At 48.4% G+C, this 20,502-nt stretch carries 9 protein-coding genes; 2 read left to right on the top strand and 7 right to left on the bottom strand.

Annotated features, from left to right (window positions below; translation table 11 throughout):
* Positions 1-5: 5 nt before the first annotated feature.
* From AB5443_RS21395 to AB5443_RS21370, 6 genes are read right to left on the bottom strand one after another with little or no spacing between them, the layout of a single operon-like run.
* Positions 6-1,217 (bottom strand): alginate lyase family protein, encoded by a 1,212-nt coding sequence (locus tag AB5443_RS21395; protein ID WP_277130155.1) that lies wholly within the window; start codon positions 1,215-1,217, stop codon positions 6-8.
* Positions 1,218-1,227: 10 nt separating this feature from the next.
* Positions 1,228-3,699, bottom strand: coding sequence for a glycoside hydrolase family 2 TIM barrel-domain containing protein (locus AB5443_RS21390; RefSeq protein WP_368114352.1), 2,472 nt, complete (start codon positions 3,697-3,699; stop codon positions 1,228-1,230).
* A 12-nt stretch (positions 3,700-3,711) separates the two neighbouring features.
* Complete coding sequence (locus tag AB5443_RS21385; RefSeq protein ID WP_195406322.1) at positions 3,712-4,977, bottom strand: glycoside hydrolase family 88 protein; 1,266 nt, start codon at positions 4,975-4,977, stop codon at positions 3,712-3,714.
* A gap of 30 nt (positions 4,978-5,007) precedes the next feature.
* Positions 5,008-6,900 (bottom strand): alpha-L-fucosidase, encoded by a 1,893-nt coding sequence (locus AB5443_RS21380; RefSeq protein WP_195406321.1) that lies wholly within the window; start codon positions 6,898-6,900, stop codon positions 5,008-5,010.
* A 15-nt stretch (positions 6,901-6,915) separates the two neighbouring features.
* Positions 6,916-9,288 (bottom strand): glycoside hydrolase N-terminal domain-containing protein, encoded by a 2,373-nt coding sequence (locus AB5443_RS21375; protein WP_368114353.1) that lies wholly within the window; start codon positions 9,286-9,288, stop codon positions 6,916-6,918.
* Between the two features lie 20 nt (positions 9,289-9,308).
* A complete protein-coding gene (locus AB5443_RS21370; RefSeq protein WP_195662122.1) occupies positions 9,309-10,742 on the bottom strand; it encodes an alpha-L-fucosidase in 1,434 nt (477 codons plus the stop codon).
* A 274-nt stretch (positions 10,743-11,016) separates the two neighbouring features.
* On the opposite strand from AB5443_RS21370, the gene AB5443_RS21365 reads away from it, so the two are divergent.
* Together AB5443_RS21365 and AB5443_RS21360 are read left to right on the top strand one after the other, a co-directional pair.
* Positions 11,017-13,356 carry an alpha-N-acetylglucosaminidase gene (locus AB5443_RS21365; protein ID WP_022139337.1) on the top strand — a complete coding sequence of 780 codons (2,340 nt, stop codon included), beginning with the start codon at positions 11,017-11,019 and terminating at the stop codon, positions 13,354-13,356.
* A gap of 37 nt (positions 13,357-13,393) precedes the next feature.
* Positions 13,394-15,817, top strand: a complete 2,424-nt coding sequence (locus AB5443_RS21360) for a glycoside hydrolase N-terminal domain-containing protein (protein ID WP_368114354.1) — start codon at positions 13,394-13,396, stop codon at positions 15,815-15,817.
* Between the two features lie 498 nt (positions 15,818-16,315).
* Here the strand turns inward: AB5443_RS21360 and AB5443_RS21355 are convergent, their stop codons facing one another.
* Positions 16,316-20,389: a two-component regulator propeller domain-containing protein gene (locus AB5443_RS21355; RefSeq protein ID WP_368114355.1), complete on the bottom strand. Its 4,074-nt coding sequence runs from the start codon at positions 20,387-20,389 to the stop codon at positions 16,316-16,318.
* Positions 20,390-20,502: the final 113 nt, after the last annotated feature.

Below are 20,502 nucleotides of genomic sequence, written 5' to 3'. Positions count from 1 at the left end.
GTCGGTTATTCTAAGCTATACAGTAAATATCTGCGGTCTGATGAGGGAGTTTTCATGTATTTCTTACTGATTTTCTCCCAGCCGGATTTCTTGTCGTAGAAAGAAGCGCGGCGCAATATCCAGCAACTGGACTGTTGCTCCCTGTCCCAGCCTTTGATTTGCTGATAAGGAAATTCACTTTGTGGCTTGCCGACGAAAGAAGCCATATATTCCAATGCTTTTGCCATATTGCGTCCGTCTTTGGAAGTGCTGTTATAGATGTCGATGCCCAGTGTCTTGCAGATAGCACACATATCCATCATATGAATTAAATTGAAATTTGTATAACCGAAGCCTGTGGTACGAGCCAGCTCACGGGGTTGTTTGCCATCCGGTTCGATTTGCGGGAACAGGCGTTTTTCCGCGAATTCACTGATTGTTTTCCGTGCTAATGCCGAATCTCCGGTGAAAAGCGCATAGACCGTCTGCTGCACGTCGAATGCCAGCCCGTGGTTATTTTCCGCTGTCCGTTCTTCGTTGGCTATGGGGCTTGTACGAATCCATTCCAAGTAGTCTGTGAACCATTGTTCCAGTCCTTTGCGGTCTGCTTCCGTGAAAGAAGAAGAGGTACTCATCATTTCCACTACATCCAGTACTTCGATGAAGGAATAAGCGTCAATCATGCCGAATCCCCTGCCTTTGCCGCCGTTGCGCCCGGGAATCATCTGACCGTAGTTGATGTTCGGGTTCATACGTGTTTCGGGATTCAGGAACCATACACGGGCAAACTCGGCAGCTTTGGCTGCATATTTCTCGTTGCCGGAGAAATAGTAGGCGGTTCCTAAAGCCAATATATTACTGATAGTCTTCCCGATGTTGGTACGGTCGCTTGTTGCGTTGGGGTTGCGTACTCCGTCTTTGCGGATATAGGGCAGGCCGTCCGGTTTGGTCGGGTCGGGCCACCAGTAAGGCCCCATACTCATATAATCATGTTTGTCACCGCTGGCTGGAACCATCTCTTTGTCCATCACAGAGACAGGTTTGCTTTTCAGTGCTTTATCAGCGTCACTTATTAATTTGTTGAAAGCAGGCGCGTATTCCTCCGAATGGATACGTGCTTTTACTTTGGCCAGTTTCTCCCCGTCATAGATACGGGTGGCGGGGATTTGTGCTGCCGTTTTTCCTGCTCCGGTGAACAGGAAAAAGGCAACAATCATTAATTGCATATAGTTTTTCATGGTTGTCTGTTTATTTAATCACAACAAATGTAGTTTTAATTTGTGGAATATCACTACGGACGGATGCGACGGACTCACCTTTTTTCTTGTCTATGCGGATAGCTGCACGGCCGTTGTATGCCTGTACTTTCCGTGAACCGGTGGAAGTTCCCAAGTTCTCAATCAGTTTGCCGTCTCCTGTCAGCCCGAATTCTATGTAGTTTTTAGCATCCAGGCAAGGTACGCCTTGTGCGTCTGTCAGTTGGGCTTCCAGCAGGGAAATACCCTCTCCGCATGGAGTGACTTTTGTCTGTATCCGTGCAGGGGTTCCCCATTGGCGGGTTTCATATACGAAACGTATGGTATCTGCGATGGATTCCTTGCCTTGTGAGCGGGCAATGATTGTATTTTCTCCCGTCTGCAACAGGCAGTTCCAATGAAGTCCTGCGGCCGGGAAGTCCTGGCTGTTACGTTTCTTCATGCCTTGTGACGTACCGTTGACTATCAGCTCTACTTGCGGGCAGTTGGAATATACCAGTATCTCTTTCTTCTCGCCGGCTTTTCCCCAGCGTATAGGCCATGTATGTCCGTAGATATGTATCATCGGTTTCTTGGCCCAGTAGGATTGGAAAACGTAATAAGTCTCTTTGGGAGTGAGGTCTCTTTCTACCACCCCTTTCTGATTGACATAAGGAACGGGATTCTCCGGACGTACCGGGGTGGAGAAATCCTTGAACGGCCAGTAAGCCGAGCCGGTCAGCCAGTCCATGGTTTCCTGTTCTTTAAGATGCCAGTCGATGAGGCGTACCATATAGCTTTCCGACCAGTCTCCGTCTTTTGACGCACGTGCGTTTCCTCCGTAAAGGGAAGCGTCACCCGCCCGTTCGTCCGTACCTTTTCCGCCTTCAATCTTGTCCAGGTTGGCAAACGGGTCTTCCGCGTGACGGCGGGCATGGCAGTCGCCGCCCCATTCGGCGTGGAAGAAGTGCTTCACTTGTTGCATTTCGTGGTAGGAAGCATTTTTGTAATCGGTAAAGATGCCTCTGTACCAGCCTGCCCAGATAGAGGGAGAGTAGACGTCTACAATATCCTTGCAGAAATCACACCGGCGGATGGCAGTCACCCGGCTGTCGTCCAGTTGATGAGCCAGGTCATGCAGCTCTTTCATGAAAGTGCGTATCTTTCCTTTGTCAAATTCCGGGAAGTCATTAGGCCAGTCATTTTCGTTACCCAATCCCCAGATAATAACCGCAGGATGGTTCCGGTGCGTGTGAATCATATTCGTCAGCATCCGTTTGGCTTGCGCTTGATAGCGTTCGCCACCCAGTCCGCCGCGGCACCAGGGGATTTCTTCCCATACGAGGATACCCAGTTCGTCACATAAAGAGAGGATGATATCCGATTGCTGGTAATGTCCCAGGCGGATGAAGTTGACACCCATCTGCTTCATTAAGGTCATTTCCCTGCGCATCTGTTCCTCCGTCATAGCGGCGGCTACGCCTGCATGGTCTTCGTGGCGGTGCGTGCCGCGCAGTAACAGGCGTGAACCGTTGAGCATGAAAGGCCCTTTTTCTATAAATTCAAAGTGGCGGAAGCCGAAACGTTCGGTGGCTCTCTGCTCCTGTCCGTTGTGTTTCAGAATGACTTCGCAGGTATAAAGTGTCGGGTGTTCGTCCGACCATAATTCAGGTTTCTGAATGGTAGCTGCCAGCAGAGAGGATTTGCCGAGAGGCATCACTTCCTTTTCTTCGTTCAGTATCACTTTGCCCGAAGGGCTTTTTATGATAATCTGCGCGGTCGCCTTTCTCACATCTGCCGGATTATAGAAGAATGCCTGTACGGCAAGCTCTGCCTTTTTCAGGCTTTTGTCTGTTGTGGCGTCTATCTGCAACCGTTCGATGGAAACTTCCGGCACATATACAAGGTTCAGGTAGCGGTATAATCCGCCGTAAACGTTGAAGTCCGACAAGTCGGAAGGAATCATTTCCGCATCCCGGCTGTTGTCACACCGGATGGAGAGAGGAATTTTTCCCTTGAAACGTTTCTGGTATTCGGGGGTGGAGACAAATGCCTGTACCGCTTCCGTTATATCTGCCGTCCATTCATCATAACCGCCTACGTGAGAGGCTACCAGAGTGGTGTAGATATAAACTTCCGTTTTCTGTCCGGCTCCCTCGAAGTCGAGCAGGATGCGTCCGTTGGGGTAAGGGTTCTGTATGTCGAGCAATGTCTTATACCAGCCGGGACCCTGATAGTAGTTTACGTCCGGGTCTACGGCATCCGTTGCATTGAAGCAGTGCGGCAGGCTGACGGGAGTCCATAAAGGCACGCTTTCGGAAGTGCCGGGACTGGCTGGGCGTACTGCCTCCCAAATGTTCCCGATGTCTCCCCGGAGATAAAGCCAGTTGTCGGTCAGGCGGATTTTATGCCCGGCGGGTACCTTTGCTTCCGATGTGGCGAGACAACCTATCAAGATGCATAATATATAAATCAATCGTTTCATGTTTTTGTCTTTTTAAAAGAGTTTGCCTGTTTTCTCCAATTTGTCTTTTCTCATCAAGGCTTCGATAAAGTAATAGTCCGCATAGACGATGGGGACGTCCACTTCGGTGTTCGAAGGTTTGGTTCCTGTGCTGTGCAGCAGCAGGAAGCCGTTGTTCTGTCCCATGTCAGACCGATAATTCTTTGCGAGGTTTTCGATTATCCTGTCTGCTTGTTGCTGATACTTCTCTGCGTTTTCCGTATCATACAGGCTAAGTTCGTAGAGAGCCGAAGCAATCACAGATGCCGATGAAGCATCCCGGGGTTCGTTCGGGATATTGGGAGCGTCAAAATCCCAGTAAGGGACGAGGTCTGCCGGCATATGGGGGTGGTTGAAGAGATACTCTTCCACTTTCTGTGCCTGTTGCAGGAACTCGGGCAACTTCGTTTCACGGTAGCACATGGTATATCCGTACAAAGCCCAAGCCTGTCCGCGCGACCATGCCGATTCGTGTGAAAGCCCCTGGTGTGTATTCTTTTTCAGTACATTTCCTGTGATGGTATCATAATCTATTACATGATAGCAGCTATAATCCGGTCGGAAATGGTTTTTCAGCGTCGTCCGTGCATGGTTGACCGCTATATTATAATAGGTGGAGTCACCGCTTTCGCGGGTTGCCCAGAATAATAGCTCGAGGTTCATCATATTGTCGATGATGACAGGGCATTGCCATTTGTTCTTGTTGTGGTCCCAGGAACGGATGATGCCGGCTGCCGGTTTATAGCGGGTGGCAAGGGTACGTGCCGATTGTAGCAGGATTTCTTTATACCGTTCGTCTTGGGTCAACCGGTAGCCGTTGCCGTAGCTGCAATACATCTTGAACCCCATGTCATGCGTTTTTCCGTTCATTTTTTCCTGCTCCAGCATATCGGTGTGCTGCTGCGCTTTCTTTTTCCAGAAGTTGTTTTGGGTATATTCGTAGATATACCATAATTCTCCCGGAAAGAAGCCGCTGGTCCAGTCTTTGGACGGAACAAGATGCAGGCTGCCGTCCGGTTCGGAGTTACGCGGGTTGGTGAGTTCCCCCCAACCGTTTTTCTCTCGTTTCTCCCGGCTTTCGGGCGACTCGTTGGTGCGGGCATAGTCTATCTCGTCGAAGGCAACCCGTAATTGCAGTTGGGCGAACATCATGTTGTCTTCTACTATCGTATTTCCGAGTTTAGGGGTACAGGAAGAACCTATTCCTATACACAAACCCAGCATGAGAGTGTGTGATAATTGTTGTATTCTTCGTTTCATACTTGATGAGTTAATATACAAATTTCATAATTACTTCTCCAGACGCACGGCGATAGGATTCATGTACTGGTTTCCTGTATGCTGTTTGCCTTTCAAGTTACATTCCAATGCTCCTTTGTCCAGTTTCACTTTGCCGACAAGAACACTGCTGCTGCCATTTCTTTCGTAGAAAGCGGGATAGTTTACTTCAAACTTCTGCCCTGCGATTTCTATGATAACAGTTCCCGTGTCGTTCTTGCCTGCAGTGTTATAGTCCAGATAGACGGTATATTCGGCAGGTTCATTGAGACGAAGTTTCCACTTCATGCTCTGGTTTTCGTTTTTCCAGTTCTTCACGTAGTTACGGTTTGGTTTGCCGTCACCGAAACCAAGTCCCCTGCCTTGTAGCTGGGCGTCGAAAGTATAAAGGATATTGCTCTGTCTGGCATCAAGCAGGCGGATGGGATTCGGTGCCTGTTGCTTGTCCAGAATCAGTGCGATTACCGCATCCATGCTGTCCGGAGCTTTGGCGGGCAATGCCAGTTCGTAGTCATCGGCATTCAACCGGTTGAACTTGACCGAAGTTTTTTTGTTGGCAAGACACCAGCCTTTTTTGATTTCCGACCGCAATCCACCGATGACCAGTTTACCGTCGGAAGGCCAGCGATAGACATGGGCATATAGCGTATCTCCTTTCAGAGTCGTTACTCCCCACGGTTGCACGGGCAGGTTGGTACGTTGTGTCCCGTAGATACTTTCTCCGTTTACTTTCAGCCATTTGCCGATTCCTTGGAATACTTCCACGTCTCTGGCATCCCATTTACCATTTCCCATCGGCCCTACATTCATCAGGATATTGCCACCTTTTGAAGCGGCGCTTGCCAATAGCTGCACGAAGAACGGGACAGACTTGCGTACGGTATCCACGACACTGTATCCGTAAGATTCATTCGTGGTCGGTATGGATTCCCACACCCCTTTTGTGGGAAAGAAGAAAGCGGCGCGGTCGCCCGTATTGCGGTAGTCCCCCATATTCTGGGAACCGAATCTTACCAGTCGTCCGTTCACCACAATCTTGTTCTGTGGGTCGGCTTCGCGGATAGCTTCTAAGATACGTATATTCAAGTAAAGGGGAAGTTTGCTTGGGGTATCGAACCAAAGAATGTCGGGGTCATACTTTTTGATAAGTTCTTGTATTTGGGGGATAGATTTCTCTTCCACATATTTCTCGGCGTTCGGTAGGAAACTTTTGCGCTCCCCTGTCCACCAATTGGCTCCGCCCAGCAACTTGTCTCCGCCGGGATTGTCATAATCCCAGTCATTGCCCGGAGCGTCCGGATGTTCCCAGTCGAAAGCGTGCGAATAATAGAAACCGAATTTGATGCCATATTTCCGGGCTGCCTTACGCAGTGCTTCCATCGGGTCTTTGCCATACTTTGTCAGGCGCATGTCATACGGATAGGCATCCGAAGGATACATGGCAAATCCGTCGTGGTGCTTGGCAGTAATGATGAAATAGTTCATGCCTGCTTCCGAAGCGTGGCGCATCCATTCTTCCGCATTGAATTCCGTGGGGTTGAACGGGGCTACAAGTTCTTTCTTATATTGTTCCAAAGGGATACGTCCTTTGCGCATCAGATGCTCCGTATATCCTCCCAGTTTCTTTCCTTTCCAGATGCCGGCAGGAACGGAGTAGACACCCCAATGGATGAAACAGCCGAACTTGGCCTCGTTGTACCATGCCATTCGTGCGTCGTAATTCTTGCGGGATTCTTTCCACCAGCCTTTGCCGGCTTTTATAATGGCTTCCTTGTCTTGGGGAAGTTGTGTGTTGCCGGGGACTTCAAGCCCTTGTTCGTCTCCGCTTTGCGCCCAAGCGGTGAAAGTGTTGCAACTGATGGCAAGGCAACAAGCTAATGCGATAGATTTATATTGCTTTTTCATGGTCTGTTATTTTTTTTATTGAATTGAATAAGTCTTTCCTTTTTGAGTCTCTATTGTTCTTTCTTTTTCCGAAGCACCTTCCCGTATGCGGCAAGTGCCGCCTAAGTGTGAAGTGACGGACAGACGGGTGATTTTTCCCTTCTTCCATTCCATGTCGATTGTGAAACCGCCTCTTGCACGGATGCCGTGGATACTGCCTTCCTGCCAGTTGTCCGGCAGGGCGGGAAGCAGATGGATATAACCGGCATGGCTCTGTAAGAGCATTTCCGTGATACCTGCCGTTCCACCGAAGTTGCCGTCTATCTGGAAGGGCGGGTGAGCGTCGAACAGGTTGGCATATGTGCCCCCGCCTTTGATGCTCTCCTGGGTAGCGTCTACATACTTCAATCCGTTTTTCAGCATTAGGAATGCATGGTTGCCATCGTGCAGGCGGGCCCAGAAATTAATTTTCCATGCCATTGCCCATCCTGTGCCCCCGTCTCCGCGAAGTTCCAGCGTGCGGCGGCAGGCGTTGGCAAGCTCTGTATCCCTTTCAGGCAGAATCTGCCGTCCCGGATGAAGGGCGAACAGGTGGGATACGTGACGGTGTTTCGGGTCGATTTCTTCAAATTCCTTTTCCCATTCCAGCAACTGCCCTTTCGAGCCGATTCGGAAAGGTTGGAGATTGGAACGTACCTCTTCCAGTTGGCTGCGGAAAGCAGCGTCCGTATTCAGGATACGGGAAGCGTCGGTGCAGTTGGTCAGCAAATCCCAGGCAAGACCGAGGTCCATACCCGAAGAACGGCTTAGTTCCGCATCTTGTATCTGCCCGTTTTTATCCATATAGCGGAAGCGGTTTTCGGGAGAGGTGGAAGGATTCGTTATCCATTTTCCGGTTTCCGGGTCTTTCTGTAACCATTGCAGCAGGAACTCGGCAGCGCCTTTCATGATGGGATAAGCTGTCTGCGACAGGTATTGGCGGTCGCCGCCGAAAGCGTAATGTTCCCATAGATGCTGGCAAAGCCATACGCCTGCCAGTGGCCAGCAAGACCAGCGTGGAGAACCTTTCGGATCAGTGTCATATCCCCCGGTAGGAGCCGTTTGTGCCCATGCGTCCGAGTTATGGTGTGCCAGCCATCCGCGGTCCATGCCGTAATTGATTCTGGCAGTTTGGGCTCCGTTTACGGACAAGCGTCGGATGAAGTCGGAAAGAGGGGTGAAACATTCCGGCAGGTTGGCTGTTTCCGTCATCCAGTAGTTCATCTCGGTGTTGATATTGGTGGTATAGTTCGAACCCCAGGGTGGTTGTACACGGTGATTCCAGATACCTTGCAGGTTGGCCGGGAGTCCGCCCGGACGGGATGAGGCAATCATCAGGTAGCGTCCGTACTGGTAGTATAACTCCAGTAGGCCGTTATCGTTGGGGGCGGCGGCAAACTGTTTCAACCGTTGGCTGGTGGGTAGCTTTTCCTTTTCAGGAGAGCTTTTCCCCAATGAGAGTTCCACACGGTTGAACAGTGGTTGATAGTCTTTGAGATGCCTGTCTATCAGTTCCTCGTAAGTGCGGTTACAGTCACTCAGCTTGATTTCCGGTTGGTAAAAGTCGGTTGCTGCCGATAGGAGTAACGTCACTTCGTCTGCGTTTCGTATAGAGAGAAGAGAATCACCCGAAGCATACGTTCCCCCTTTCGACAACAATTTAACTTTTACTTTAAACTTCAAACCTAATTGGTCATGATAAATAACCTGGCGCGGGTCGTAATCACGGTTGGCAACGTAGCTCGGTGCTTTTCCGTCCAGCAGCAATTCATCTTGTGCGGTCGCTTTGACCTGATAGCGTAACAGGCTGTTCAGCCGTACGTCCAAAGAGACTGACTGCTTCTTGTCCGCTTCCATTTTGACCACCATTACCTGGTCAGGGTATGAGATAAATGAGGTACGGCGGTATTTTACTCCATCTGCTTCGTAAGTCACCGTAGCAGTGGCGTTTGAGATGTTCAAATCTCTGTATATGTTCTTTGACTGTTTTTCTGTCGGTTGCGATAGCATTAGGTTTGCCAGCGGGAGATAGCGTGCTGTGTACGGTCCTTGCGCGTTTTCCTTCCACAGGGCGCTGGCTTTGACATAATCTCCTTCGTCGACGGCCTTGCGAACCAGTGGCAGTACTTCCGCCGCTTTCGGGTTGTTGCAGTCCTGCGGATACCCCGACCATAATGTCTCCTCATTCAGTTGGTACACTTCCTGTGTCGGATTGCCGTAAACCATTGCTCCGATGCGACCGTTACCGAGGGGAAGGGCTTCTTCCCATACGGTAGCCGGTGCGTCATACCAGAGTTTATAGTCTTTTCCGTATCCTGATACTGCGGAAAAGAGCATCCATCCTGAAAACAATAGACTTTTTACCTTCATATTTTTTCGTCTATTACTAATTATTCATCAACAATCTCGAAAGCTTTGGCTGTATTGGATATTAATTCAACCGGAGCCAGTTTCCCTGAAAGTTCCAGTTTGATGACAGTTGCTATCTTGTCCGGAGCTTTTGCAGGTACGTCAATAACGATTCCATTGTTCGTTTTGCTGAATTTCAGTGTCGATTTGTCGGCAAGCAAAGTTGCTTTTTTCACCTTATGCGGAGTTTCGAAAGTCAGTTTGCCGTCTTTCGGCCATTTGAATACCGAGAGGTAATAGACTGAGTTTTTCTTCTCATCCTTGCGGATACATTCTCCCCATGCCGGGAATACTTCGCTGCGTTGTGTGCCATAGATAGCTTCGCCGTTTACTTTCATCCATTCGCCTACCTGCTTCAGGCAATTCATGGCAGGAGCCGGGATAGTGCCGGTCGGGTCGGGACCTACATTGAGCAGGTAGTTTCCACCGCGGGCAGCGATTGTATTCAGGTTGCGGATAACGGTTTCCGCATTTTTCCATTTGTTCTCCCAGCTTTTATACCCCCATGAGGTACCGATATTCATGCAGGTTTCCCAGTCTACGCGTTCGATGTCTTTGGCTTTCGGGATACGTCCTTCCGGAGTCTTGTAATCTCCGGGGAAGTCCGGACGTTTCAGACGGTCGTTGATGATAACCTGCGGGTATTTGGCAAGTTCGTCCATGATTTCCTGTGCAATCTCTTTGGAGATGCGGTGCGGAGTGTCCCACCACATGACGGCTACATCTCCGTAATTGGTCAGCAGTTCCTTGATTTGCGGGATAGCTACGTTCTTGAAATAATCTTCGATTGAAGCGGAACGTTGCAGACAGTCCCAACCGCCCAGATTGGCTTTGGTGTACTGGTCGATGGCAACAGAGTCGGGGTTGGCCCATCCTTCTTTCATCTCTTTGCGGATGGTTCCACCGCCGGGGTTGCACCAGTCCTGAGTTTGCGAATAGTAGAATCCAAGTTTGATGCCGTGCTTGCGGCAGGCTTTGGCCAGTTCGTCTACAATGTCCCGCTTGAAAGGTGTATAATCTACGATATTGAAGTTGCTTGCATTACTCTTGAACATGGCGAATCCGTCATGATGCTTGGTCGTGAAAATAATGTATTTCATTCCGGCATTCTTGGCAGTGAGCACCATGTCTTCCGCGTCGAACTTGGTCGGATTGAAGGTGCTTGCCTTGGCACGGTATTCGCGAACGGGAATTTTACAGCGGTTCATAATCCATTCGGCTCCTCCGCGGCGTTGGTTGAATCCGTTGTAGACTCCCCCGTAGAGGCAGTAAGGTCCCCAGTGGATAAACATGCCGAACTTGGCTTCGCGCCACCAGCCCATCTTTTCATTATGGCTCATCTTTCCTTGCTGTGGTTGTGCGAAAGCGCTTATGGTTAGCGTCAGTATTAATACGATAGATAAGAATTTCTTCATGGTTGTGAATGTTATTCGTTTATGATATCAGATAGATTAATTTTCTGGCTCAAAACTACGACATCTTTATGAAAACGGATTATAAAGGTAAGTCTAATACTTATAAAAACGGTTATTTCACCGGAAATACCTTATTTTGCAAATGAATGACGGAAAATTACAAACCGGTCGTTTTCTGCAAACATGAAAAAAGTGGCTTTGATAGTATTCGGTTTATTCTTGCAACTCGTTGTCGGGAATCCCCCGTATCTTAGCCACCAAAAAAAGAACAACCATGAAAATTACTCAAAGCAGTGCGGTACTGCCTTTCTACCGCTATTTATTCATCATCGGGCTTTTTTTCCTGAGCACAGCGTTCAAGAAAGAAGATACCGGGATTCGTGCCGCTTACGGTTTGATAGAACGGGTGACCCCGGGCTACAGTAAGCAGTTTGTACTGGAACTGATTCCTGCCGGCAAGGACGGACAGGATGTATATGAAATCGACGGAAAGAAAGGAAAAGTTATCCTGCGCGGAAACAATCCTGTCTCTTTGGCTACGGCGTACAACCAATATCTGAAGTATACCTGCGGGGCGCATGTATCCTGGTTTGGCGACCAGTTGAAACTTCCCAAATCACTGCCTGCGCCCGTTGCTTCACAAAAAGGGAAACAACAGGTTATCAACGGCAAGTACCGGGTGTATATGAATTACTGTACGTTCAGTTATACCGCTCCCTGGTGGGACTGGAAGCGTTGGGAACGTGAACTGGACTATATGGCGATGAATTCCATCAATATGCCTCTTGCGGCAGTCGGACTGGAAGCCGTATGGTATAATACCTTATTAAAGTATGGATTTACAGACGAAGAAGCCCGTGGTTGCCTGACCGGTCCGGCACATTTCGCCTGGCAGTGGATGCAGAATATACAGAGCTACGGCGGTCCGCTTCCACTGTCGTGGATAGAGTCGCATATCGAACTGGGCAGGCAGATTATCAACCGGCAGTTGGAATTGGGCATGCAGCCTATCCAGCAAGGGTTCTCCGGTTATGTACCCCGTGAAATGAGAAAGAAGTTCCCGAAAGCTAAAATCAGCAAACGGGGAGGATGGTGTGGTTTTCAGGGAGCGGCACAGCTTGACCCTACCGACCCTTTGTTCCTCTCTTTCGGACGTGACTTCCTGGAAGAGGAGAAGAAGCTTTTCGGGGCGCATGGCGTTTACGCTGCCGACCCTTTCCACGAAGGGAAACCGCCCGTTGATACTCCCGAGTATCTGGATGCGGTTGGAAAAGCGATTCACCAACTGTTTAAGTCATTCGACCCGAACGCGTTGTGGGCAATGCAGTCGTGGAGCCTTCGTGAGCCGATTGTGAAGGCTGTCCCCAAATCCGACCTGCTGATTCTGGATTTGAGCGGCGGACGTTGCGACAAGACACACAAAGAGGAAAGGAACAACAAGAATGCTCCTGTCTGGGGGTATCCGGTCGTAGCGGGTAATCTGCACAATTTCGGCGGTCGCATCAATATGCATGGTGATTTGGGACTGATAGCTTCCAACCAGTATGCGACGGCTTGCGACAAATGGGATAATGTGTGTGGTTCCGGTCTGTTTATGGAATCCATCATTCAGAATCCGGTCTTTTACGAACTGACATTCGAGATGCCCCTTCATGCCGGAAAGGTGAATCTTGAAGAATGGCTGGCGGATTATGCGGCACGCCGTTATGGTGCACCTTCCAAGAAAACAGCACAGGCATGGCTGTATCTTCTCGAAGGTCCTTATAAAAAAGGAACGAACGGTACGGAACGCAGTTCTATCATTGCTGCCCGTCCGGCGTTGAACGTAAAGAAGTCGGGACCAAACAAGGGACTGGGTATTCCTTATTCTCCGCTATTATTGTGGAAAGCTCAACGATTGCTTTTGGATGAAGCAGACAAGTTGGGAGCTTCCAAACCTTACCGTTTCGATTTGGTAGACCTGCAACGTCAAATACTTACCAATTTAGGGCAAGTGATGCACAAACGTGCGGCAGGTGCTTTCAAGAAGAAAGACCGCAAGAACTTCCTTTTGCACAGCGAGCGTTTTCTTGAATTGATGCACGATACGGATGTCTTGCTACGTACCCGCGAAGAATTCAACTTTGATAAATGGCTGACCGATGCCCGTAGCTGGGGAACAACGGAAGCTGAAAAGAACCTGCTCGAAAAGGATGCTACCGCACTGGTGACTATCTGGGGAGGGGACGGTGACCCGCGTATCTTCGACTACTCCTGGCGTGAATGGGCCGGACTGATTGAGAATTTCTATCTGAAGCGTTGGCAAATGTTCTATGATGAAATGCTGGGCTATCTCGACCGTGGGGAAGAGTATACGGAAGAAGGACTGAAACTGGCTTATGGACGCGAAGATTTCCGTGCCAACGCGCTTTACAATAAAATGGCGGATTGGGAGATGAACTTTGTTTCTACCTATAACAAGGCACGTACACCAATTACACAAGGCGACGAGATTGAAATCGCCAAACGGCTTTTCAAGAAATACTTTGAAATATCCAAGGAATATTATTCTAAAGAAATGGCAGCCGACAAAATCGTAGACGGCAAGTCGTTTGAGAATTTGGGAGAAGATTGATATTCTTGTAATAAATGATATCTATAAAAACTAACCAATGAAGAGATTGATTGTATTCATAAGCATATTCTTTATGAATTATGCAGGTGTCACTCTATACGCACAGGACTCTTCGAAAAGAGTTCCTGATGTGGTGGCCGGTCAAAGCAAGAAAAGTGTGTTATGGTATAATGAACCTGCGCCTAACAGCGGTTCTGTGAGCCGTGTTAAGAGCAGGGGTTTTCCTTACGATGAAGATTGGGAGCGCTGGAGCCTGCCTATCGGAAACGGATACATGGGAGCGTCGGTTTTCGGGCGTACGGATACGGAACGCATCCAACTGACCGAGAAAACACTCGGAAACAAAGGACCTTATAATAGGGGAGGCCTTACCAGTTTTGCGGATATTTACCTGGATATCCATCATCAGGTCCCCATGAACTATCGTCGTGCGCTGTCTCTTGATGATGCCATCTCTACGGTCAGTTACGAGTACGACGGCGTAAATTATACGCGGGAGTATTTCGCCAATTATCCCAGCAATGTCATTGTTGTCAAACTGAAAGCGGACAAACCCGGAAAGGTGACTTTTCTTCTCCGGCCGGTTCTTCCCTATTTGCGCGAATATAATGACGAGAAGAACGGGCGGACGGGACGTGTGTCTGCGCAAGGCGATTTGATTACCATGACCGGGGAAGTCCAGTTCTTCCGTCTCCCGTACGAAGCCCAAATCAAGGTGTTGCCAAGTGGTGGCAAGATGAGTGCTTTTAATGATGCAGACGGAGACCACGGGATGATTCAGGTGAACAATGCGGATAGTGTCGTTCTGCTGATTGCTGCCGGGACTTCCTACCAGTTGAACGAAACTTTGTTCACGCTTGCTCCGGAAAATAAGTTTACTGGCTATGAACATCCTCATGCAACTGTGACCCGGCGCATCACGCAAGCTGTACAAAAGGGAGAAGCTGCGCTAAGGGCGGAGCATCTGAAAGATTACAGAGAGTTGTATGGCCGTGTCGAGCTGTCTCTGACAAATAAACAATCGAATATTCCTACCGACCGGTTGCTGCTGGATTATAAGAATGGCAAGGAGAAACGGTATCTGGAAGAGTTGCTTTTCCAGTATGGACGCTATCTGCTGATTGCTTCCTCGCGGAAGGGGGCGTTGCCGCCTAATTTGCAAGGAGTGTGGAGTCAGTACGATTATTCGCCATGGTCAGGAGGGTATTGGCATAATATCAACATTCAGATGAACTATTGGCCGGTATTCAATACGAACCTGGCTGAATTGTTCGAGTCATATGTGGATTACAACGAGGCGTTCCGCAAGGAAGCGAACCAAAAGGCCATTGCCTATCTTAAGAAGCATAACCCTTCCGCTCTGGCTGCCGACCCGGAAGAGAACGGATGGACTATCGGTACGGGAGCCAATGCGTTCGCCATCCCCGGCCCCGGCGGACACTCCGGACCGGGAACAGGCGGATTCACCACGAAACTGTTTTGGGATTATTATGACTTTACGCGCGACGAGAAAATCCTGCGTGAACATACTTATCCCGCCATTTTGGGTATGTCGAAATTCCTGAGCAAGACGTTGAGGCCTTCGCCCGACGGCTTTTTACTGGCAGAGCCGTCCGCTTCGCCCGAACAGCGTCATCAGGGAGAATATTATCAGACTAAAGGATGCACGTTTGACCAAAGCATGATTTACGAGAATCATAACGATGTGTTGAAGGCTGCGCATATCTTGAAAATCAAAGATCCGTTTCTCCGGCTTGTCAAGGAGCAAATCGGCAAACTGGATGCTATCCATATCGGAGAATCCGGGCAAATCAAAGAATATCGGGAAGAAAAGAAGTACAGTGACATCGGCGACCCGCGTCATCGTCATATCTCCCACTTATGCGCACTCTATCCGGGAACTCTTATCAATGGTACTACCCCTGAATGGATGAAAGCTTCTATTGTCACGTTGAACAATCGCGGGGATAAATCGACAGGTTGGGCAATGGCACACCGGTTGAACCTATGGGCTCGTACGAAGGATGGAAACAGGGCTTTTAAATTGTATCAGCAATTGTTGAAAACCGGCATACTGGAGAATTTATGGGATGTGCATCCGCCTTTCCAGATAGATGGTAATTTCGGGGCAACAGCCGGAGTGGCGGAAATGCTTCTGCAAAGTCATGAAGGATATATCGAACCTCTTCCGGCCTTGCCGGATGCATGGTCAAGCGGCTCTTATAAGGGGTTGGTGGCTCGTGGAAACTTTGTTTGTTCCGTGAAGTGGAGCAACAAGCAAATCAGCCGTATGCAGATTTTATCAAGAAGTGGCGGCGAATGTGTTTTGAAATGTAACCATGCAGGAACGGTGGCAGTCCATGCGGAAGACGGACGGAAAGTGAAAGTAAAGGTTCTGGGAGAACATCTCATCAGTTTTGCCACAAAAGCGGGCGGGACTTATGACATCCGGAATTTATAGAAATGTAAACAGTATTGTTTGATAAAGCAAAAGGCTGCAAACTCCATAAAGTTTGCAGCCTTTTGCTTTATTTGTCTTTCACGCTTTTCACAGTCTCATAAACTGTAGAATGACAGATGTTTGCTGTGATTTTATAACCTCATTTCAACTCTTCACATCCTTCACATTGTTCACATCGCGGAGACGCTTACACATTTTTAAGAAAGGAAACCCTGGCTCAAACAAAGGCTCAAGTGTTCTCTTATATGGAAGGACGTAAGAAGAAGGATATGACCGGATACCGGATTGAAATAGCCGGCATCGTATCAGCCGACTAAAGTCGGCTACATGGCTGACTACAGTTGGCTAAATAGCCGACTCCAGTCAGCTAAGTGGTCAACTCCAGTTGTCGATTAATAAATCAGCGTCAAAATCGCCATATAAAGCCGGCATTATGTAGTATCCAGCCATATATTGCATGTTCGGTATTGGCTTGGTTCATTTTGCGCAGTTATGAATTTATTTCCCTTCCTGCTTATTCTTGAATTCGGTAGGTGACATTCCGTACAACGCCTTGAAGCAATTCGAGAAATAAGCTAAACTATTATAGCCGACGGCGCAATATACTTCTGTAATCGTCATATCTGTCTCTTTCAGCATTTTTGCGGCGGTTTCCAATCGGAAATTGCGGATGAACTCATTCGGAGAGTAACCGGTAATCTGCTTTATTTTACGATAAAGGTTTGATTTGCTCAAGCCGAGTTCCTTACAGAATGCATCCAGGTTCAGGTCGGAGTTGGCTATGTTCTGTTGTAAAGTGGCGTATAGTTTCTGCATGAACTTCTCGTCAACGGAAGTCACGTCTACACCCAGTGATTCGAGAGAGAAGTTCTTGCTATACAGTTCTTTCAGCTTCTCACGGTTCTGAATCAGATTGTCCACTCTTACTTTCAGTATGGAAGCATCGAAAGGTTTCGTGATATATTCATCCGCCCCTGCGGCGTATCCTTCGCGGATGTCGTCCGTACCGGTTTTGGCAGTTACCATGATGATAGGGATGTGGCTGGTATTCATATCCTTTTTGAGCTGCCGGATCAGTTCGATACCATTCATCTTAGGCATCATCAGGTCGGTGATAATCAGGTTCGGGAGCAGGTAAACTGCCTTAGCGAGAGCGTCCTCGCCGTTCGTCACCCCTATCACATTATACTTGTCTGCCAGACAGGAACATATGTAATTATTCAAGTCACGATTATCTTCCACTACCAGGATGGTCGACTGCTTTTTGGATGAATTATCTGCTTCGTAGGCGTTGTCGGGGAGTTCCACATTGAGTAAGACAGCTTCGTTATTTGTCGATTCGGTAATCTCTTCCGCAGAGAAGAGGTTCTTGTCGATAGGCATGACAAATTTGAAAACAGCACCGGATTCGGGCGCATTCTCTGCCCATACTATCCCATGATGCATTTCGATGATTGCTTTGCTGAGGCTTAGACCGATGCCTGTTCCCGATTTGGAGTGTTCGTTTTGAGCTACCTGGTAGAACGGGCGGAAGATCTTTTCCAGTTCATTGGGAGCAATGCCGACGCCGTTGTCCTGAATGGATAGGGTAAGGTATTGTATTTTCTCGTTCTTGTATTTGTTCGACTTGGCGGGTATGAAGAATGCAAGCTCGGAGAGCGTCTTTACATTCAGTTCTACCGACACGGAACCACCGTCCGGAACATTCTTGAACGCATTGGAGAGGAAATTGAAATAAACCTTTTCCAACAGATTCCAGTCGAACCATAGAAGCTGGCGGTCTGGGGAATGGTGGAACTTTAAGTGTATATTGCGGTAAAGTGCCAAATCCTGGAACGAGGCGACCGCTTCATGTGTGAACTTGATGATGTCGTTCTCTGAAACTTGTAGCTTCATGGTGCCGCTCTCGTTCTTTTGTAAGTCCATGAGGTTGTTGACGATGCGGAGCAGCCGTTGTGCATTGCGCAACATCAGCTTTGATTTGTAATGGACATCGTCTACCAAATCCGTGCGTCTCACAAATTCTTCCAGTGGGGCTATGATTAATGTCAGCGGGGTGCGCAACTCGTGCGAGAAGTTGGTAAAGAGCCGGTTGCGTTCCTGGTAATATTCTTCGTGTACTTCCGCTTCCATTTGTTTCAGCCTGATGTTATTCTGCAAGCGTTTTTTCTCGGTGAAGTAGCGGATGATGAAGGCAATCAGGGCGGTGACAATTGCGAAGTAGAGCAGATAAGCCCACCACGTTTTCCACAAGGGGGGAAGAACGACAATTTCCAGTGTTGCCCCTTCTTCGTTCCAGATGCCGTCGTTGTTGGAACCTTTCACGGTAAATTGGTAGGTTCCTGCCGGAATATTGGTGTAATAGGCCGTACGCCGGTTGCCTACTTCATTCCATTCGGAGTCGAACCCTTCCAATTTGTAGGCATATTCATTCTTATTGTTGAAGATATAATTCAGTGCGGCATATTCAATCATTATATTGGCCTGGTTGTATTTCAGGACAATCTTCTTCTGGGTGGAGATATTTTCTTTCAGGATACCGTTTTCGTCGTCCGGCTGTATCAGATTGTTGTTGATATAGAGCTTGTCGAGGATGACAGGCGGCACGTTCGGGTTGGTGATAATATCGTTCGGGTTAAAGAGAGTAAACCCGTTGTTGCCGGCAAAGAATATCCGATTGTCGGACAGGCGGATGCCTGCACAGGGAGAAAACTCCTGTATCTGTATGCCGCTTTCCTGTCCGTAATTGATAATATTGCGTGTGCGAAGGTCGAGATTTGAAATACCGTTCAGCGTGGTGAGCCATAAAGAGTTGTCGTTTCCTTCTATAACCTTGCAGACTTGGTTGTTCAGTAACCCGTTCTTTTCGTTGTATGTGGTGAATTTTCCGGTGGAAAGGTTAAGTTCGCTCAGCCCGCCGTCAACGCTGCTGATCCATATTCTTCCCGAACGGTCTTTCAGGATACTGCTGATAGACTTGGCTGCAAATCCGTTGGTCTGGTTGTAAGAGATAAGGGTATGGTTCATCTTGTCGTAGCAGAACAGCCCGTCGCTTTTGGTTCCGATAAGATACACATCATGGTCTGCCTCGCATACACAGATGACGTGGGAGAAGTGCATGTCTCCTTTTCCTTTGACCGGAAATCCGGTTTGTACGGTTCGTTGCCCGTCGTTGGAGATGAATGCGAGTCCTTCTGCCATGCTGATGGAACCGATGATGAACTGTCCGGAATGGCTTTTGCTGATATGGTAAATCGGCCGGCGGTCGGTAGTCTGATAAAATAAGGAGAATTGGTGCGAATGCAGGTTGAATTCGTACACTTCTCCCTGGCTGGTTCCGCAAAGGATGCGGTTGCCGTCCAGATAGGTGGTCTTGAAAATGCTCCGTGTGGGGTTGTCACTGTTTTGGGGGAGTGTGTATTGGTGGAAGGTCTGCTGTCGCAGGTCGAAGGATATCAATCCGCCTCCCTCGGAACTGATATAGAGTGTTCCGTCATATTCGACGGACGGCCCCAGGATACCGATGTGGTCATTCAGGATTGCGCCGGGATTGTAAAAGTCGAACAGGTGTCCGTACGGGTTATAGTAGTCGGCCCCACCGGCATAGGTTCCGATCCAGATAGTCTGCATCCGGTCGAACAGGATGCTGTAGACGGAATGATGGCTTAGCGTGCCTTGTGAACCGGATTTATACGATGTAATCCGGCTTGTCACCGGATTGATGATGTTCAGTCCGTCGAAAGTGCCTACCCATATTTCGCCTGAAGGGGATTCTTTGATACAGCGGATGCTGTTGTTCGACAATCCGTTGGAAGTATTGTATGGTACGACTTCCGACAAATCATGCTTGATGACACATACGCCGTCTTTATAAGTTCCCAGCCAGATATTGTCTTTTTTATCGATATAGATGTCCTTGATATAGTTGGATATGACAGGCAGGGTTTTGGAGTCTGTCCGGTAAGAGCGGACAATCCGTTTCTTTTGCCGGTCGTATATGAGAAGTCCGTTCTTGCTGGAGGCAAGGTACAGGCAGTTATCCTTTTCCAGTATGGCGCTGACGGAATTGTCAGCCAGTTCCTGGATATAAACGGATTTCAGACTGTCGGATTCCGGCTCGTAGATGAAAAGTCCGGAAAGGGTTCCTACCCATAACACTCCTTCTGTGTCAATATGGAGTGACAGGATCTTATTATTGACGGAATCCGCCTCATTGGCCAGATAGTATCTTTTGAATCCTTTTCTTTTTTTATCAAGCTTGTTCAATCCGCTTTCGGTGCCGACCCACAGGTTGCCTTCCGCATCCTCGGTGATGCAGGCAATGGTGTTGCTGCTGATACTTTGTTCATCGTCGGCATGGTTCCAGAATATCTCGAAAGAGTTTCCGTTGAATTTATTCAGCCCGTTGCGCGTGCCGAACCACATATACCCCAGTTTGTCCTGGTAGATGCAGGTGACGTGCAGTTGTGACAACCCGTCTTTCACCGATAAATTTGAAAAATGATATTGCGGGGATGCTAAAATAAACTGCGTGAGTATAGAAACTAGTAGAATACATAGTACCTTTTTCATAAATCAACTATATTTGGGGTGATATTTTCGTGTAGCAAAAATAATAAAAAAATAGCCATTTATTGGGATTGACAGGCTTATTTTATTCTTTATACCCATCTCTGGGCTATTTT

Origin of the sequence: Bacteroides sp. RTP21281st1_H5_RTP21281_210402, assembly GCF_040918965.1 — a bacterium.
GTDB classification, from domain to species: domain Bacteria; phylum Bacteroidota; class Bacteroidia; order Bacteroidales; family Bacteroidaceae; genus Bacteroides; species Bacteroides congonensis.
Note: the sequence above shows the minus strand (reverse complement) of the source record. Positions and strands in the feature narration are given on the sequence as shown.

Coding starts and splice junctions, on each gene's coding strand:
- AB5443_RS21355 (WP_368114355.1), bottom strand. CDS start 20,389: ATGAAAAAGGTACTATGTATTCTACTAGTTTCTATACTCACGCAGTTT.
- AB5443_RS21385 (WP_195406322.1), bottom strand. CDS start 4,977: ATGAAACGAAGAATACAACAATTATCACACACTCTCATGCTGGGTTTG.
- AB5443_RS21390 (WP_368114352.1), bottom strand. CDS start 3,699: ATGAAACGATTGATTTATATATTATGCATCTTGATAGGTTGTCTCGCC.
- AB5443_RS21370 (WP_195662122.1), bottom strand. CDS start 10,742: ATGAAGAAATTCTTATCTATCGTATTAATACTGACGCTAACCATAAGC.
- AB5443_RS21375 (WP_368114353.1), bottom strand. CDS start 9,288: ATGAAGGTAAAAAGTCTATTGTTTTCAGGATGGATGCTCTTTTCCGCA.
- AB5443_RS21360 (WP_368114354.1), top strand. CDS start 13,394: ATGAAGAGATTGATTGTATTCATAAGCATATTCTTTATGAATTATGCA.
- AB5443_RS21365 (WP_022139337.1), top strand. CDS start 11,017: ATGAAAATTACTCAAAGCAGTGCGGTACTGCCTTTCTACCGCTATTTA.
- AB5443_RS21380 (WP_195406321.1), bottom strand. CDS start 6,900: ATGAAAAAGCAATATAAATCTATCGCATTAGCTTGTTGCCTTGCCATC.
- AB5443_RS21395 (WP_277130155.1), bottom strand. CDS start 1,217: ATGAAAAACTATATGCAATTAATGATTGTTGCCTTTTTCCTGTTCACC.